The sequence below is a fragment of the Cryobacterium sp. MDB1-18-1 genome (assembly GCF_004402735.1).
Taxonomy (GTDB): Bacteria; Actinomycetota; Actinomycetes; order Actinomycetales; family Microbacteriaceae; genus Cryobacterium; species Cryobacterium glucosi.
The window spans coordinates 1-14,359 of record NZ_SOFR01000068.1 but is presented as its reverse complement, the minus strand read 5'-3'; the positions used below and the strand labels follow the sequence as shown (position 1 = coordinate 14,359).

Genomic DNA, 14,359 nt, shown 5'->3' with positions numbered 1-14,359 from the left:
CAGATTTGTCCCTTACGCTCAATTGTATGTCTGCCAAAAATCGAACGGTCAGCGGCTCCCTGGGCGGTCTCCTGGGTTTCGTTGGAATGAGTGCAATCGTCGGTGTTCTCGTGACGGCCGCGGTCACTCCCGCTCTCGCTTTGTCGGGCATGGCTGCCACGAACACGATCAACGTCTTCGAGAACCTGCCCGACTACCTGAAGATCGACCAGCTCTCGCAGAAGAGCAACATCTACGCGACCACGAGCACCGGCGCCCCCTACCTCCTGGCCTCGTTCTACGACCAGAACCGCGTCGAGGTCGCCTCGGATGCGATCAACCAGTTCGTCAAGGACGCCGCGACCTCCGGTGAAGACCCCCGGTTCTACGACCACGGCGGCGTCGACCTGCAGGGCACCGTCGGCGGCCTGGTCTCGACCCTCGCGGGCGGCGGCACCCGCGGTGGGTCCTCGATCACCCAGCAGTACGTCAAGAACGTGCTCGTGCAGAAGTGCGAGGTGCTCACGGATGCCACCAAGAAGTCGGACTGTTATGACGCGGCCACGGCGACCACTCCCGACCGCAAGCTCAAGGAGATGCGCCTCGCGATCGGCGTGGAGAAGAAGTACGCGAAGGACGACATCCTCCGCCAGTACCTGAACATCACCGGCTTCGGCGGCACCGTCTACGGCATCGAATCGGCCGCGGAATACTACTTCGGCGCGACGGCGGCGACGCTGACGCTCCCGCAGGCCGCGAGCCTCGTCGCGATCGTGAACAACCCGGTCAAGTTCCAGCTCGACCAGCCCGACAGCGCGACCAACGGCGCCGCGAACGGCTACGCCGCGAACAAGGACCGCCGCGACTACATCCTCGACCAGATGCTCAAGTACGGCAAAATCAACCAGGCCGACCACGATGCCGCGATCGCCACCGCCATCGAGCCCAGCATCCACGAACCCTCGACCGGCTGCCAGACCGCCGGCGGCAGCGCATACTTCTGCGACCTCGTCGTAAGTACTCTGCAGAACAACCCGGTCTTCGGAGCCGACGACACCACCCGGATGGCCAACTTCCGCCGCGGCGGGTTCAACGTCTACACGACCCTCGACTTGGACCTCCAGCAGGCCGCTGAGGCGACGATGAAGGCCAACGTTCCCGACACCTTCCCCGGCTGGGACGTCGGTGGCGTGGCCGTGAGCGTCGGTGTGGGCACCGGGAAGGTGCTCGCCATGGCGCAGAACAAGGACTACAGCCAGGACCCGGCCGTGCAAGCCACCGGCGCGAACTACACGGGGATCAACTACAACACCAACGTCGACCAGGGTGGTTCGCACGGGTTCCAGCCCGGCTCGATGTACAAGGTGTTCACCCTCGCCGAGTGGTTGACCGAGGGTCACTCGCTCAATGAGCGGGTCGACTCCCGTATCAAGTCGAACTGGGGCACCTTCCGGGACAGCTGCGCGACCGGCGGCACCGTGAGCTTCCCGGGCTACAACCCGAAGAACGACTCGTCGTCCGAGACCGGCGCCAACTACAGTGCGCTGCAGTCGACGATCGGGTCCATCAACACGGGCTTCATCGGCATGGCGAAGAAACTCGACCTGTGTGCCATCCGCAAGACCGCGGAGGCCTTCGACGTCACGCGCGCCGACGGCGGCCCGCTCGAGCAGGGTGCCTCAGCGGTGCTCGGCACCAACGAGGTCGCGCCCCTGAGCATGGCGGTCGCCTTCGCCGGCATCGCCAACAAGGGCACGACCTGCAGCCCGATCGTGATCGACCACATCACCGGCTCCGACGGAACCACACTCCCGGCGCCGACAAGCGACTGCCACCAGTCAGTCGACCCCAACGTCGCGGCCGGCATGACGACCGCCATGCAGCAGGTCATGGGATCGGGGGGAACTGCCGCCGCCTCGAACGCGGCCACGAGCCCGAAGGTCCCGATGATCGGTAAGACCGGTACCACCGACGGCAACAAGGACACCTGGATGGGCGGCGCAAGCAGCAAGGTCGCTACCATCGTCGGAGTGATGAGCGTCACCGGCGACAAGGACCAGCGCAACACCACCTTCGCGAGCGGCCAGGCGGCCACCGCCCGGCACCGGATGTGGCCTGTCATCATGAGCGTCGCCAACGCCAAGTACGGCGGAGACGCGTTCCCCGCCGCGACCGGAACGATCGTCAATGCCGTTCAGATCCCCATCCCGGACCTCCGCGGCAAGAGCATCAGTGAGGCCCAGTCCACCCTTGAGGCGGCCGGCTTCCTGTTCGTCGACGGCGGCCCGATTGACTCGGAGCTCCCGGGCGGCACTGTCGCCAAGACCGACCCGGCAGGAGCAACAAGCACGAGCCGCGGCTCGAGCGTGACCGTGTACACCAGCAACGCCTCGCAGATCGTCGTGCCCGACGTCGTGGGCAAGAGTGAGGGTGAGGCTCGATCGACGCTCGGCAAGTTCGCCGTCGCGAAGACGGACGGCGACACCACCGATCCGACACAGGTGGGCAAGGTCATCTCGATGTCCCCGGCCGCCGGTGGCGGAGCCAAGCCCGGTGACACCATCACGATCGTGATCGGAAGGCTCGCCGCCACCAACAACGGCAACGGCAACGGCAAGGCGGGCGGATGAGTACCCTCGGCACCGGGGCCAAGGCCCTCCTCGTCGGCACGGGCGCGCTAGCCGCGGCCGGTGCCGGCGCGTTCGCCTGGGGATCTCTGCTCGAACGTCGGATGTTCACCCTGCGTGAGGCATCCGTGCCCGTGCTCGCCCCAGGCTCGAAACCGATCCGTGTGCTGCACATCTCGGACCTGCACCTCGCCCCCTGGCAGAAGGACAAACAGGAGTGGGTGCGCAGCCTCGCCGCGCTGAAGCCCGACCTCGTCGTCGACACCGGAGACAACCTCGGCCACACGGATGCCTTCGACGCCCTCGCGTACACGCTCAAGCCGTTCGCGGGGATCCCCGGGATCTTCGTCAACGGTTCCAACGATTTCTGGGGACCGCAGCTGAAGAATCCGTTCCGGTACTTCGGCGGACCGTCGCTGCTCAAGGCCGCCCCGCAGAACCGGCTCGACACCGACCGTCTGCACGGGATCTTCGCGAATCTCGGCTGGAACGACATCAACAATGCCGCGGAGGCGCTCGACATCAACGGCACCCACCTCGAGCTCTTCGGCGTGGACGACCCGCACATCGGACGCGATCGCCTCGACCTGATCACCCGGGCCGTCGACGACCTCCGCGGTGACGACCCGCTCGGCGACGAGACCTGGCCGGACTCCGCGGAGCACCGCGAGCCACGGCCGACGGTCACGATCGGCGTCGCGCACGCGCCGTACCGCCGGGTGCTCACCTCGTTCGTGAACCACGGCGCGCAGCTGATCCTCGCGGGGCACACCCACGGCGGCCAGGTCTGCGTGCCCGGCTTCGGCGCCCTCGTCACGAACTGCGACATTCCGCGGTCTCAGGTCAAGGGGCTCAGCCTCTGGGGATCCGGACTCCGCAGCGCATACCTCAACGTTTCGGCCGGCCTCGGCACGTCGATCTACGCCCCGGTGCGCTTCGCCTGCCCGCCCGAGGCGACCCTGCTGACCCTGACCGCCTCGTCGTAGGCGGCGCTCACGGGATCCGTTCGGGGGCTGCACCGAGCATCCATGTGCATGGGGTTATACTTAACAAGGCTTACGGGCCATCGGGGTATGGCGCAGCTTGGTAGCGCGCGTCGTTCGGGACGACGAGGTCGCAGGTTCAAATCCTGTTACCCCGACAGCAAAACACAGAAACGGAAAACCCCCACTCGCGAGAGTGGGGGTTTTCTGCTGTGCGCAGGGCGGACATCCGCTTGGTGAATGCGATCACCCTCGGCCTTGACTCGCATGACTACTCGTGCGAGAGTAAACGCATGTCATCGATTCGCCTATTCATTCTCGGCTCCCTCGCCGAGCGCGGACCGATGCACGGCCACCAGCTCCGCCTGCTCGCCGAGGAGGAGCACGTGCACATGTGGACGGACATCTCCGTCGGCGCGGTGTACGGGGCGATCAAACGCCTCGCGACCGAGGGGCTGATCAGCGTGGCCCGCGTCGAGCGCGAGGGCCACTACCCCGAGCGACAGGTCTACGAGATTTCGGATGCCGGGCGCCGGGACCTCGCCGCGCTCCGGCTCGAGGGGTTGCGCACGATCGTGCTCAAGCCCGACCCGTTCGACCTCGCGATGACCCGGCTCGACCCCGACCGCCTCGATGAACTCCCCCTGATGATCGAGGCACGCCTGCTCGCCCTGCGCGCCATGCTCACCGATTCCGAAGCCACCACGGCGCACGCCCTCCCCTATCTCACCGCCAGCGAGAGTTTTGTCATGCAGCACAAGGCAGCCCGCCTGCGCGCCGAGATCGCCTGGCACGAACACCTCGTCACCGTCCTCCCCGACATCGTCGCGGACGAACTAACCCGAAAGGCCGACTGATCATGTCAGACACCAACGCTCCGACCTCCACCGGGGCCGGCACCGGCACGCCCGGCACGCCCGGCGCGACCAACAGCCACGGCACGCCCGGCACCCGACCGCCCGTCGTGATCCCCCGCCACGCGTGGCAGGCCCTGATCGTGCTGCTGGCCGGCATGTTCATGGCGCTGCTCGACACCACGATCGTGAACGTCGCCCTGCCGACCATCCGGGAGAGCCTGAACGCCTCAGAGGCGACGCTGTCCTGGATCATCTCCGGGTATGCGCTCGCGTTCGGGCTCGCGCTCATCCCCGCCGGGCGCCTCGGCGACCGGATCGGCCACAAGTGGGTCTTCTTCACCGGGCTCGCGCTCTTCACCCTCGCGAGCCTCGCCTGCGGCCTCGCGCAGAACGACCTGCAGATGATCATCGCTCGCGTCGTGCAGGGCCTCGCCGGCGGTATCTTCGTGCCCGCCGTCACCGCAGTGATCCAGCTCCTGTTCCCGCCGATGGCGCGCGGCAAGGCGTTCGCCATCATGGGCTCGGTCATCGGCGTCTCGACCGCGCTCGGCCCGATCCTCGGCGGCCTGATCATCCAGGCGTTCGGCGACGAGAACGGCTGGCGCCTGGTGTTCTGGGTCAACCTCCCGATCGGCGTCGCGGCGCTCATCGCCGCCGTGTTCATGCTCCCCGCCGGCGCCGAGCGCGACCCGAACAAGCCGAGCTCGGGCATCGACTTCGTCGGGCTCGTGCTGCTCTCCGGCAGCCTCGTCGCCCTCCTCGTGCCGCTCATCGAGGGCCAGGACCAGGGCTGGCCACTATGGACCTACCTCACCCTCGTCGCCGGCGCGCTGCTCCTCGCCGCGTTCGGGGCCTGGGAAGTCAACTACACCCGCCGCGGCAAGAGCCCGCTCGTGCCGCCGCACCTGTTCTCGCACCCGGCCTTCTCCGGTGGAGTCGTGCTCGCGCTCGTCTACTTCGCGGCGTTCACAAGCATCTTCTTCACGATCTCGATCCTCTGGCAGGCGGGCCTCGGCCACACCGCCCTCGAGTCCGGGCTCGTCTCGATCCCCTTCGCGATCGGCAACATCGTCGGCGCCTCGCAGAGCAACCGGCTCGCGCAGCGCCTCGGCCGCACGGTGCTCGTGATCGGCGTGACCCTCGTCACGACCGGCCTGATCTGGATCTACCTCGCCCTGCTCCTGATCGGCCCGTCGATCACCAACTGGGAGCTGCTGCCGCCGCTTCTCATCGCAGGCCTCGGCAGCGGATTCTTCATCGCCCCGAACGCGCAGTTCATCGTCGCGACCGTCGACCGCGCAGAGGCCGGTGCCGCGAGCGGTGTCGTCGGCGTGATGCAGCGGGTCGGCGCCGCCGTCGGCATCGCCGTGATCGGCAGTGTGCTCTTCGGCAACCTCGTCGTCGCCGGGCCGGGGAAGGACGCGCTGGCGTCCGCATTCACGACCGCCGCGACGGATGCGATGGCCGTCAGCGCCGCGTTCAGCGTGCTGGCGCTGCTGCTCGTCTTCGTGCTGCCGAAGCGGGTCGACGCGCACTTCTAGCCCGCGGCATCCGCCCGTCGCGTCGCACGCGGCATCGCGTCGGCGTTCGACGATCGGATGCAGCGGGTCAGCCGACCCGGGTGAGCTCGGTGAACGACATGGTCGCGTTCGAACCGTTAATGCAGGTTTGGTACAGCAGGTCGTAGCCGCGCGGGATGGAGTCGGTGCGATCGGTGTTCGCGTTGAGAACTGCGACGACCGCGCCGACCCGGTAGGTGCCCGACCGCACCCCGGTCAGCGCGATGAGAGTGCCGTCCGCCGGGAAGTGCGACCCGCCGCACGACCAGTGCTCGGCGATCACCGCGACTCCGTAGTTGCCGCTGAGGTCGACGGCACCCTGGCAGCTGTCGATCTCGGCCTGCCAGCCGCTCGTCCAGACGTATTTTGTGTAGGTGGGCACGCCCTGCGCGGCGGCGGATGCGGCCGCTTCCGCCTCCGCAACGGCCTGCGCGGCCGCGGCGACCCGTGCCGCCTCGGCAGCAACGGCCGCAGCTTCCGCGACCCGCGCCTCCTCCGCAACCCGGGCAACCTCCGCGACCCGTGCGACTTCGGCAACCCGGGCAACTTCCGCGACCCGTGCGACCTCGGCGATGCGCGCCGCTTCTGCGATCCGTTCCGTCTGCGCGGCGGTGGACTGCGTGGCGCCGAACGCGAGCCGGGCCGCCGCCCCGGGGAACCCCGGCCGAGGGGACTGCCAGTCGACGAGACCACGAGAGGGACCTTTCCGGTCGAGAGTGACCGGCACAAAGGTCACTCTCGACCGGAAAGGTGTGCGCTGCAGGTTCGCGTACCGGCCGGACCCCACGGCGCCGACCGCCGAGTCGGACGAGTCGGACGAGTCGGACGAGTCGGAGGAGTCGGAGGAGCCGGAGGAGCCGGGCGCGACAGCGGCGGACGCGGAGGCGGGGTCGGGCGCGGGGGCATCCGCTGTAATGCGGGCCGCGGCGAACGTGGGCGTCGCCGCGACGAGCACGAGGCCCACGGCCCCGACGACGCGGGCACACCCGCCGACCGTTCGGCGAAACCACGACCGGTGTTGTGGCGCGTCCATAGCAACCTGCCCGTGCCGCCCCTGTTCGGGTGGGGGCGGCCCAGTCAGTAAATCCCGGTCAGCGGGACGTGACTACCCCTCAGTTTCTTACCCGAACAGGGGTATTATGCCGCGGCGTCCGCGGGGTCCGCACGCAGGTCGGCCACGATCTCGAGCGAGCGGATGCGCCCCACAAGCGTCGCGGACTGCGCACTGAGCATGAGCTCGTCGGCCCCTGTGGCATCGAGGAGCGCCGTGAGCCGGGCATCCACCTCGGCCGGGGTGCCCACGGCCTGGCGGCGATTCCGGGACGCCACGAACGAGAGCTCATACTCGGTGAAACGGTAGGCGAGCGCCTCCTCGAGCGACACCGGAGCGGGCTTCTTACCCTGCCGCATCCGCAGGAACGTGATCAGCCCGGGCAGCGACTCCCGGCGCACCACTTCGGGGTCGTCGTCGCTGATCAGCCCGACCGCGATCATCGCGTGCGGGGCGGCCAGGAACGCGCTCGGCTCGAAGTGCGCCCGGTACAGGTCCAGGGCTTCCTCGGTGTGCTCGCCCGCGAAGTGGTGCGCGAACGTGAACGGCAGCCCGAGCACCCCGGCGAGCTGCGCGCTGAACCCGCTCGAGCCGAGCAGCCACGTCTCCGGGGCATCGCCGAGCCCCGGGTAGGCCGTGATGCCGCGCAGTGGGTTATCCGCCGCCATGCCGCCGTGGAAGAACCCGATCAGGTCCACAAGCTGTTGCGGGAAATCGTCGACACCCAGCCCGGATTCGCTCCGGCGCAGGGCGAGCGCCGTCGCGCCGTCGGCGCCGGGCGCCCGCCCGATGCCGAGGTCGATCCGGTCGCCGTAGAGGGCGCGCAGGGTGCCGAACTGCTCGGCGACGACAAGCGGGGCATGGTTGGGCAGCATCACGCCGCCAGACCCGACCCGGATCCGCGTCGTCCGCGCCGCGATTCCCGCGATCAGCACGGGCGGCGCGCTCGAGGCGATCGCCGGCATGTTGTGGTGCTCGGCCACCCAGAACCGGTCGTAGCCGAGCTCCTCCGCACGCTGCGCCAGACGGATGCTGCCGGCCACGGCCTCCGCGTTACTGCCGCCCGCGGGGCGGCTGGCCAGATCGAGCACGCTGATCGGCAAAGTTTTCATCTTCTAATCAAACAACGTTTGAACGTGCGAGATTCCCTGCTTTGCGCACCCCTCCGGTGCATAACTCCTGCAAACTCTCGGAAAACCCCGCAAAGTGGGCACTTTGGGCCTGTTTCGAGAGGATGTGCAGGAGTTATGCCGTTCCTGAGAGTCTCTCCGGATCTGACCAAAGGCACATTCGATTGGATACAGTATCACCACCAACAGCACACGATAGGCCCGGCCATGAACCAATTACGTGACCACACCGTCATTGATGCCGGTTCCAAGTCTTCCTTCTCGCAGCGCGAACGCGCCGACCAGGACCCGATGCCCTCACACGCGTTCCGAGCGATGGCATTGCTCGACGTGCGCGGACTCACCGTGGCCACCGCCCGTCCGGGCACTCGCGGCCGCGCCGCAACGCCCGGTGAACAAGAGGTGTCCCGCGTCGCGCTCACCCTGATGCAGGGCGAGTCGCTGGCCCTCGTCGGCGAGTCCGGCAGCGGCATGACCGCCACAGCGCTTGCCATCGCCGGCCTGCTGCCCCCGACCATGACCGTGACGAACGGGTCGATCCTGTTCAACGGCCAGGAACTCGTCGGTCTGAGCCGTCGCGCCCAAGCGCGCCTGCTCGGCGCGAACATTGGATACCTTCCCCCCGACCTGCTGGGGTTTCTCGACCCCACCCGCACCATCCTCAGCCAGCTCGCGACCCCGCTCAGGCGACGCCTCGGACTCGACCGCCCCGCCGCCCGCGCGCGCACCCTCAAGGCCCTCGCCCGCGTGGGCCTGGACAACCCCGAGGTCGTCGCACTCTCCTACCCGGGCGACCTCTCCCCCGTCGTCATCCAGCGTGTGGCCGTCGCCGCGGCCCTGTCCCTTGACCCCGAGCTCCTCATCGCCGCGATCCCCGCGCACGCCCGCCCGCTCGCCGACCTGCTCCGCCTCGTGCGCGCCCTGCAGAGCAAGCACCAGTTCGCGCTCATCCTGGTCACCGACGACGTCGGCGTCGCCGCCGAGTGCTGCGAGCGCATCGCGGTTCTGCAGGCCGGACGCATCATCGAACAGGGCTCGGTCGACGAGCTGCTCGAGTCCCCGCAGCATCCGCACACCCAGCGGATGCTCGACGCCCGCCAGCCGTATACCCTCAGTCCCGCAGACCTCGCACCCGGGGCCAGGTCCGGCGTACCGGAGGTCGTCGCGCTGCACTCCGTGGGCGCCTCCGCGTTCTACCACGGCGCCGGCACCCTCGCCGGCTAGCGCCGCCGCCAGCGGGCGCCCAGCGACGCCCCCGGTCCCTGACCGATTCGACGGACTTCTTCCGTTCTGCACCGGTTCAACCGCCGTCCCCCGTGCTGAGAATCCACAAACTCAGTGGAATTAGTTCGCGCGGACTCCAGCGGGCGACCAGCCGGGAGGCATACAGTGGAAGGATCGATGGTGACGTGGTCCACAACCCGACGCCGTCGGACCGGTCGCTCATCCGCTCTGTTCCGGGGAGGTGCTGTGGTGTTCGACACGATCGCTGAACGGCAGGGACGACCCGTCCCCGCGGGGACCGGGCACCGGCATCCGCTGCTGCGCCGCTGGGTGATCGCCCTTGCCGTCGTCTATGTGGTCGCCCTCGCCCTGATCGCGTTCTGGCCGGTTCCGGTCGACCGTAACATCGACGGCCCGCTGCTGCACCTGATCAACTGGCTGCACCAGCACGGCGCCCCGGGCTGGTTCCGCTACAGCACGGTCGAGTTCGGCGCGAACATCGTGCTCTTCATCCCGGTCGGGGTGTTCATCGTGGTGCTCGCCGGCGCCCGGCGCTGGTGGTGGGCGATACTCGTCGGGTTCGCCGCGAGCTGCACGATCGAGCTCTGCCAGTTGCTCTTCCTCTCGAGCCGCTTCGCGACCCTCAACGACGTCATCGCTAACACGAGCGGGGCCGTCGTCGGTGCCCTCCTCGGCCTCGTGCTGCTGATCCTCGCCGAGATCGCCCGCCCGCGCACCCACGCCGCGGATGTCTAACTCACCGTCCCGAGGAACCTCGGCCGAGAACGCCGGGCAAGTTCAGCACCGGCAGTGATGACGGTGAGCCGAATTTTCTTACTGGCCGTCGGCCGGGGAATGGCCTAGCATTTTGCTTATGAGCCGGCTCATCAGCCGGGCAGCCTCGGCGCTGCGCAGGTCGGGGGAATCATGAAGAGAATGTCATTCTGCGGCATGACGTTCCTCACCACGGATGCCGTTGCCGACGCGGTGCTGGAGCTGACAGCACTGCTCACGCACGGGCACAATTCGGAACTGCTTGTGGTGCCCTCATTCGCCCAGGACGGCAGCGAAATACTCGTCAACCTTCTTGTCGCCCCCGGCAGCGAACTCATCAGCATTCCGGAGAACGACCACGGGGCCGAACGTGACACGTCCCGCGCCGTGGCGGTTCTGCGCGATCAAATCGACGTCCTCACTTCCGAGCGCGACACCGGAATCACCACCACACGGGCGGTCGCATCGTCGAGTGCCGACTGGGCGTCCGAAGACCACTGGGACGACGTCTACTAGCTCCGACCGAGCCCGGCGTGCACCGTTCCCCGACCCCTAGTCAGTATCAAAACCCGCACCACGACCCGCATCCGCCTCGAACCCCGCACCATCACCAGGTCCGGGCTCTGCACCGTCCCAGCCCAGAATCGCGTTTCGCGCGCCGAGTATATGAGCGCGCATCGTCGCTTCGGCCCACAGCGCATCGTGCGTTCGGAGCGCGGCGAGGAGGTCTCTATGGTGGTGGTTGCTGATAGCCCGAAAATGTCCGCCATCACGGCGGAAGACCTCCGCCATCATCGGCACACGGCCGACGGAGTTGATCAGCCGGACCAGCTTCTGATCCCCCGATGCCGCTATGACAACGTGGTGGAATTCGGCGTTGAGCTCGCCCAGGCGGGCGACACCCTCGTCGTCAGTGGACAGCACAAAATCGTCCATCGCCACGATGAGGTCAGCAAGTCGAGCGAGCGTGACGTCGTCGATGCGGGCCGCAGCCAGGCCGGCGGCGCGACTCTCCAGATCGCCGCGCAGCACGTACGTGTCCCGCACCTGTTCCTTCGTACAGGAGACGACCGTCGCACCGCGATGGGGCGTGAATTCCACCAACCCGGCCTCGTGCAGGCGGCGGAGGGCCTCACGAACCGGGGTGCGGCTGAGACCCAGCTCTTCCGCAAGGGACTGCTCCCTGATCACCGCTCGTGCGGGGATCTCGCCCGACAGAATGCGACGACGGAGGTACTCGAACGCGGCCTCCCCGCCCGTCACGCCCTCCGGAGCATGTGTGGCTTGGTTTGTCTGCACTGACGTCATGGCCTATCCATTTCTTACGAGCATGCGCGCAAAACGTCTCAACGCGCAGAACACTTTCGGGTGAACACGATTATCGTCCAGAAGCGCCATCTGGGCAACGACTTTAACGCTCGGTGTTAGCGCTCCCCCGCCGCTGCGGTGTCGACCTCGCCTCAGATCAGGTCCATCCCCGAGTTTTCCCACCCGCAGCCCTCTCGCGGACACCGATCCAGCCAGGACCGCACGTCAAGCTCCGCCGGCATGGCATACGGCCCGCGCACGACAGGGCTGTCGCAGTTCGGGCACAATAGAATGAACATGCGATCATCGTAGGCACAATCTGGCTTGAGGAGCCAGCCACGCAGTGTCACATCCCCGCGGTAGAGGTCACTTCCTTGCAACCGGCCCGACGACCAGGCCACGCCGATCGACTGCCGCCCCAGGACCTACTGCGCCGGGACCGTCTGCATGGTCTGGTACTCCGGCTCGAACGTGTCGAGGGTATCCGTCTGGAACGCGTGCTGCACTGTCGCAAGCTTCGCCAGGTCGAGGTTCACGATCGACTGCCCGTTGCTCGACACCGCGATCCCCTTCGTTGGCGCCGTGAAGAACGTGAAATCCGTCGAGCGGATGCTGGCCAGCGACCCCGCGAGCGCCGTCAGGTAGTCGACGTTGAGGCCTTCGTCCACGGCAATGTACGGACGCACCGCAGACAAGAGGGCGGATACCTTGCCGGGATCGGTCAGCGTCTCCGGCTGCATCGCCTTGGTGAGGGTGGCCCGCATCACCAGCTGCTGGTTGCGCACCCGCTGGAAGTCCCCGTCGGGGAACGCCCGCCACTCGCGCGCGAAGGCGAGGGTCTCGTCGCCGGTGAGGTGTTGCATCCCCGACGGGTAGTAGTGGTCGCTCGCGGAGGACTGGAACCCGACCGGGTTCAGGATGCCCACCCCGCCGAGCGCATCGGTGAGGCCCTTGTACCCGGCGTAGTCCACGAGTGCGACATGGTCGATGCGGGTGCCGATGAGTCCCTCGATCGTTTGCACGGCGAGCGGAACGCCGCCATAGGAGAGCGCCGCATTGATCTTGTCCGAGCCGTGGCCGGGCAGGTCGAGCCAGCTGTCCCGCAGGATCGACATCACGTAGACGTGGTGCCGGTCTGCTGGAATGTGTACAACCATGATGGTGTCGGAGCGCTGTTTACTGATGTTCACGAGCGAACCGTTGACTTGATCCCAGGTGTCCGAGCCCAGCAGCAGGATGTTCTGCGCCCCTGCGGCGAGCCCGGTCGAGACCGGCGGCCGGGCGGCATCCGCCGGAAACGGCTGGGACAGGGTGGGGAGCTGGAGGTCGAAGAGCCGCCCGACGATAGACCCGATGCTCGCGACATCGGCCGCCGCCGCCAGAACGAGCACGAGCACGATGGAGGTGATTCGCCAGACCCCCGACGGCTGGCGCACAGCAGCCGACTCCGTCACGATTCTCGATTCGGGTTCGACACGGTGGGCCTCCAGCAGTCACGGTGCAAGAACGGTGCGTTTCAGGTGCAAACAATATAGCTCGGGCCGCAAGCCCTGTCCCGGGGGCCAAAGGCCCAAAAACACCCGTAAACGGGGGCGACACGCCGTCTATCACCGCGTAATGACGCCGTAACCTTTCTTCAATAACCTGAGTGGCATGACCACGAAGATAACCAAAGCCGTCATCCCCGCCGCCGGGTTGGGTACGCGCTTCCTGCCTGCCACGAAGGCCATGCCCAAGGAGATGCTCCCGGTCGTGGACAAGCCGGCAATCCAGTACGTCGTCGAGGAAGCCGTCGCCGCCGGCCTCACCGACGTGCTCATGATCACGGGCCGCAACAAGAACGCGCTCGAGAACCACTTCGACCGGATGACCGAGCTCGAGGACCTCCTCGAGAAGAAGGGCGACCAGGACCGCCTCGCCAAGGTGCGTTTCGCCACCGGACTCGCCGACGTGCACTACGTGCGCCAGGGCGACCCGCTCGGTCTCGGCCACGCCGTATTGCGTGCAAAGATGCACATCGGGTTCGAGCCCTTCGCCGTTCTCCTGGGCGACGACATCATCGACGACCGTGATGTGCTGCTGTCCAAGATGCTCACCGAGCAGACCAAACGCAACGCCACGATCATCGCCCTGATGGAGGTCGAGCCGGAGACCATCCACCTCTACGGTTGCGCTGCCGTCGAGACCACGGACGACCCCGACGTGGTGAAGGTGACCGGCCTGGTCGAGAAGCCTTCCGCAGCGGATGCCCCGTCGAACCTGGCTATCATCGGTCGCTACGTACTCCGCCCCGAGATCTTCGAGGTTCTGCAGAACACCAAGCCCGGCAAGGGCAACGAGATCCAGCTCACCGATGCCCTGCAGGTGATGGCGGTCAACCCGCAGTTCACCGGCGGCGTCTACGGCGTCATCTTCCGCGGCCGCCGCTACGACACCGGCGACCGGCTCGACTACATCAAGGCCATCGTGCAGCTCGCTGTCGACCGCCCCGACCTCGGCCCGGACCTGCGCGTCTGGCTGCAGGAGTTCGCCGCGACCCTCGAATAGCGGGAGCACACAGCACCCCGAAGGGGCACGGAACCGTCTGGTTGAATATTGGCTTCGATGGGCACCACCTGTGGTGCGGGTGAGCCCCACTGTTCAGATGCGTGATTCGTATCGTTCAGCCCCACCACCGGCGTAGTTGAGCCCCACCTGAAAAGCTCCTCCCACCATGTGAGCGCCACATGGTGGAAGGAGTACCGGTAATGGTACGGAAGATCAAAGCAAAGCAGATCCTGCAGCTGCGTAATCAAGGCTTGTCGCGACGGGCGATCGAGTCCGCCCAGGGCATGTCCCGGCACAGCATCCGAGCTGTGCTCGATGCG

Annotated in this window: 12 protein-coding genes and 1 tRNA gene; 9 read left to right on the top strand and 4 right to left on the bottom strand. The window is 67.2% G+C overall.

Annotation, left to right across the window (positions count from 1 at the left end; translation table 11 throughout):
• Positions 1 to 86: 86 nt before the first annotated feature.
• The 5 genes from E3O50_RS16625 (at position 87) to E3O50_RS16605 (ending at position 5,987) form a co-directional block, all read left to right on the top strand.
• On the top strand, positions 87 to 2,609 hold the full coding sequence (locus E3O50_RS16625) for a transglycosylase domain-containing protein (protein WP_241975216.1): 2,523 nt from the start codon (positions 87 to 89) through the stop codon (positions 2,607 to 2,609).
• The gene (locus tag E3O50_RS16620; protein ID WP_134558211.1) at positions 2,606 to 3,592 is read left to right on the top strand and encodes a metallophosphoesterase; all 987 of its coding nucleotides are present in this window, start codon (positions 2,606 to 2,608) and stop codon (positions 3,590 to 3,592) included. The genes E3O50_RS16625 and E3O50_RS16620 overlap by 4 nt, the downstream gene beginning before the upstream one ends.
• 81 nt (positions 3,593 to 3,673) lie before the next feature.
• Positions 3,674 to 3,747: transfer RNA gene (locus E3O50_RS16615), tRNA-Pro, on the top strand.
• A gap of 135 nt (positions 3,748 to 3,882) precedes the next feature.
• Positions 3,883 to 4,446 (top strand): PadR family transcriptional regulator, encoded by a 564-nt coding sequence (locus E3O50_RS16610; RefSeq protein ID WP_198413586.1) that lies wholly within the window; start codon positions 3,883 to 3,885, stop codon positions 4,444 to 4,446.
• 2 nt (positions 4,447 to 4,448) lie between these two features.
• Positions 4,449 to 5,987 (top strand): MFS transporter, encoded by a 1,539-nt coding sequence (locus E3O50_RS16605; protein ID WP_134558212.1) that lies wholly within the window; start codon positions 4,449 to 4,451, stop codon positions 5,985 to 5,987.
• Between the two features lie 67 nt (positions 5,988 to 6,054).
• Here E3O50_RS16605 and E3O50_RS16600 read toward each other — a convergent pair whose 3' ends face one another.
• Positions 6,055 to 7,038: a hypothetical protein gene (locus tag E3O50_RS16600; protein WP_134558213.1), complete on the bottom strand. Its 984-nt coding sequence runs from the start codon at positions 7,036 to 7,038 to the stop codon at positions 6,055 to 6,057.
• A gap of 104 nt (positions 7,039 to 7,142) precedes the next feature.
• Positions 7,143 to 8,168 carry an LLM class flavin-dependent oxidoreductase gene (locus E3O50_RS16595; protein WP_134558214.1) on the bottom strand — a complete coding sequence of 342 codons (1,026 nt, stop codon included), beginning with the start codon at positions 8,166 to 8,168 and terminating at the stop codon, positions 7,143 to 7,145.
• Positions 8,169 to 8,393: 225 nt separating this feature from the next.
• Between E3O50_RS16595 and E3O50_RS16590 the strand changes: the two genes are divergently transcribed.
• From E3O50_RS16590 to E3O50_RS16580, 3 genes are all read left to right on the top strand, one after another.
• The gene (locus tag E3O50_RS16590; RefSeq protein ID WP_166788276.1) at positions 8,394 to 9,410 is read left to right on the top strand and encodes an ATP-binding cassette domain-containing protein; all 1,017 of its coding nucleotides are present in this window, start codon (positions 8,394 to 8,396) and stop codon (positions 9,408 to 9,410) included.
• 246 nt (positions 9,411 to 9,656) lie between these two features.
• Positions 9,657 to 10,166, top strand: a complete 510-nt coding sequence (locus E3O50_RS16585) for a VanZ family protein (RefSeq protein WP_241975217.1) — start codon at positions 9,657 to 9,659, stop codon at positions 10,164 to 10,166.
• A 195-nt stretch (positions 10,167 to 10,361) separates the two neighbouring features.
• Positions 10,362 to 10,700, top strand: a complete 339-nt coding sequence (locus tag E3O50_RS16580; protein ID WP_134449670.1) for a hypothetical protein — start codon at positions 10,362 to 10,364, stop codon at positions 10,698 to 10,700.
• 36 nt (positions 10,701 to 10,736) lie between these two features.
• Here the strand turns inward: E3O50_RS16580 and E3O50_RS16575 are convergent, their stop codons facing one another.
• Positions 10,737 to 11,492 (bottom strand): GntR family transcriptional regulator, encoded by a 756-nt coding sequence (locus E3O50_RS16575; protein WP_134449671.1) that lies wholly within the window; start codon positions 11,490 to 11,492, stop codon positions 10,737 to 10,739.
• Between the two features lie 425 nt (positions 11,493 to 11,917).
• A complete protein-coding gene (locus E3O50_RS16570; RefSeq protein WP_134449672.1) occupies positions 11,918 to 12,928 on the bottom strand; it encodes an LCP family protein in 1,011 nt (336 codons plus the stop codon).
• A gap of 217 nt (positions 12,929 to 13,145) precedes the next feature.
• Between E3O50_RS16570 and galU the strand changes: the two genes are divergently transcribed.
• Positions 13,146 to 14,039 carry a UTP--glucose-1-phosphate uridylyltransferase GalU gene (gene galU, locus E3O50_RS16565; RefSeq protein ID WP_134449673.1) on the top strand — a complete coding sequence of 298 codons (894 nt, stop codon included), beginning with the start codon at positions 13,146 to 13,148 and terminating at the stop codon, positions 14,037 to 14,039.
• Positions 14,040 to 14,359: the final 320 nt, after the last annotated feature.